Source organism: Thermoflexus sp. (genome assembly GCF_025055495.1).
In the GTDB taxonomy this organism is placed as follows: Bacteria; Chloroflexota; Anaerolineae; order Thermoflexales; family Thermoflexaceae; genus Thermoflexus.
Genome location: NZ_JANWXB010000210.1, coordinates 1 through 2016, shown reverse-complemented (window position 1 = coordinate 2016; position 2016 = coordinate 1). Strand labels below are relative to the sequence as shown.

Below are 2016 nucleotides of genomic sequence, written 5' to 3'. Positions count from 1 at the left end.
AGGGCCTCGCGCGTGACCCGTTCCACCCGGACCCCCAACCGCTCGCTCAGCCGGTGTTCCAGCGCCAGGAAGCGGAACATCCCCGGCGGCTCCTCGAACTCGACCAGAAGGTCCAGATCGCTTTCCGGCCCCGCTTCCCTCCGAGCACACAAGCCGAAGATTTCCATCCGCCTCACCCCATACGGTGCGGCCAACTCTTCCCGGTGGGCATTCAAAATCTCCAGGATCTCCTCGAGGGTCCTCCTCCTGAACTCTCCTGTGCAGGCCATACGAATCCGCTGATCAGGGAAGGTTCGCGTCGAAGCGTCCGCTGAGCGCTTAGGACCGGCGCTGGACGCGGCGGCTGCCGCGCCCATCCGAGGGGAAAGAGCGCCTGCGGCCCCGCGGCGGCTCCACCTCCCGCAATCGCTCGTGGGCCCAGAAATGCGAAATGTAACGGCCCCGCTCGTCCCGGAAATAGCTACGCAATTGAAGCTGCTCTTCAAAAGTCGAAGCAGCCGTAAAAGCGGCAATAAACGGCGAAGTAGGAACCCACACGATCCAGCTTGGATGGGCCCTATGCAAGGCCCGAAGGGTGGCGAAAAAGCGGCGCACAGGGATTTTCAGAGCCGGGCACAGCTCAGCCGTCAGCTCCCGAAGGCTGAATGTCGTCCACTCCTGACCGGGGGCCAGACGCTCTTGAAGGAATCGAATCACCCGGGGATCCGGCGTTGGGCCTTCCATCTCTACTGGAAACATCACGTTCCCGTAGCGCTCCAGAAAAGTTTCGTCTATAAACCCTAGTTCATCACGGGCCCAGTAGCGGATGCCATACAAGAGCGCCTGGCGCTCCCCTTCTGTGGTGAGGAGACGCTCCCGGTTGCTGACCAAGTTCCATATGCGAACTGGCAACCAGGCCGGTTTGCGGCGTTTGCGGCGTGGACGCTTCTGGCTCTGAGACGTTTCTGGAGAAGACTCCGGGACAGCTTTTGAGGACTTCGGCAGCACGCGCCAGGCGACCGGCTGGCCCTGAGCGACAAAGCGCTCCAGATCCGTCAAGGGTTCCCCATCGGCAAAGAGGCTGAAGAAATGTTCTTGACAATCCGGATTGCGGAGCACCAGCTCGGCAAAGCAGCGACGTTCCTCCGGCGTCAGCTCCGACTCCTCCGGCCGCAGGGCCAGGAGGAGATCCTCGACCAAAGGATCGTTGCGCCGGACGAAATACCGCTCTCCTCGGCGCTCCAGGATCTTCAAGCCCAGGAGGACGTTTCGATAATGGTAGCGGGTCGTTCGAGCGGGTGGCTTGCCCGCTGATGTGCGCAACTGGCCAGCGATGGCGTCCAGATCTTTGGCCCGCAGACCCTCCGGATGCTGTGCAGCGAAGAACAGCAGTGCGCGCAGCGCCGTGAACGGCACCGCCCGCATCCAGAGGCCCCGAGCCTGAGCTCCACGCGTGGTGTTCATGGTTCTTCCCGCTCTACGTCAACGGCGATTGAGTTCATCCTAAATTCCCAGCGCCTGCGCTGCCGCATCAGAATCTCCGAACTCGGAGAGCAATCCCTGACCCCATCGCTGGCCCGCGCTTTAAATTTCACTCATCCCCAAAGTTCCTTCAGGACACAATTCCCTAACCTCGGATCCACGCTCCTCTCCGACTAGGACACGAGGATGTAGTTCCACGCAGAAGACGGCGATCTTCCGTGTGGGATATGCGGAGATGCCTGATAGCATTACCGCTCCTTGAAGAATGCGCTCCCGGAATTCCGGGCGGAGGGAGGCCTGGCGGACCAGGTCCACCCGCTTCCCCGGCAGGCGGGAAGGATATTCCTTGCAGCTCCAAGAAAAGGGCTTCCTCAGCGCCCTCCGCAAGGGCTCACCGTGTCCCCGCGAACGGCATTCACAGCACAGGTTGACGAACACCATCGGATCGCGTCCCGCGAAATCCAGCTGGGCGGATTCCACCATCAGGCGGCGCATTGCCCTGCGAGGATGCCCTTTGTTCGAGCCGCTCCCGGCTGCACAGCGCCTGCGAGTAAA

At 61.8% G+C, this 2016-nt stretch carries 2 protein-coding genes; both read right to left on the bottom strand.

From position 1 onward, the window contains the following. A partial coding sequence (locus NZM16_RS14025) for a nucleotidyltransferase family protein (protein WP_367281015.1) occupies positions 1-269 on the bottom strand: 269 nt, incomplete at its 3' end. Positions 270-318: 49 nt separating this feature from the next. After that, entirely contained in the window at positions 319-1443 is a 1125-nt protein-coding gene (locus NZM16_RS06995; RefSeq protein WP_295479548.1) for a hypothetical protein, read from the bottom strand. Positions 1444-2016 lie beyond the last annotated feature (573 nt).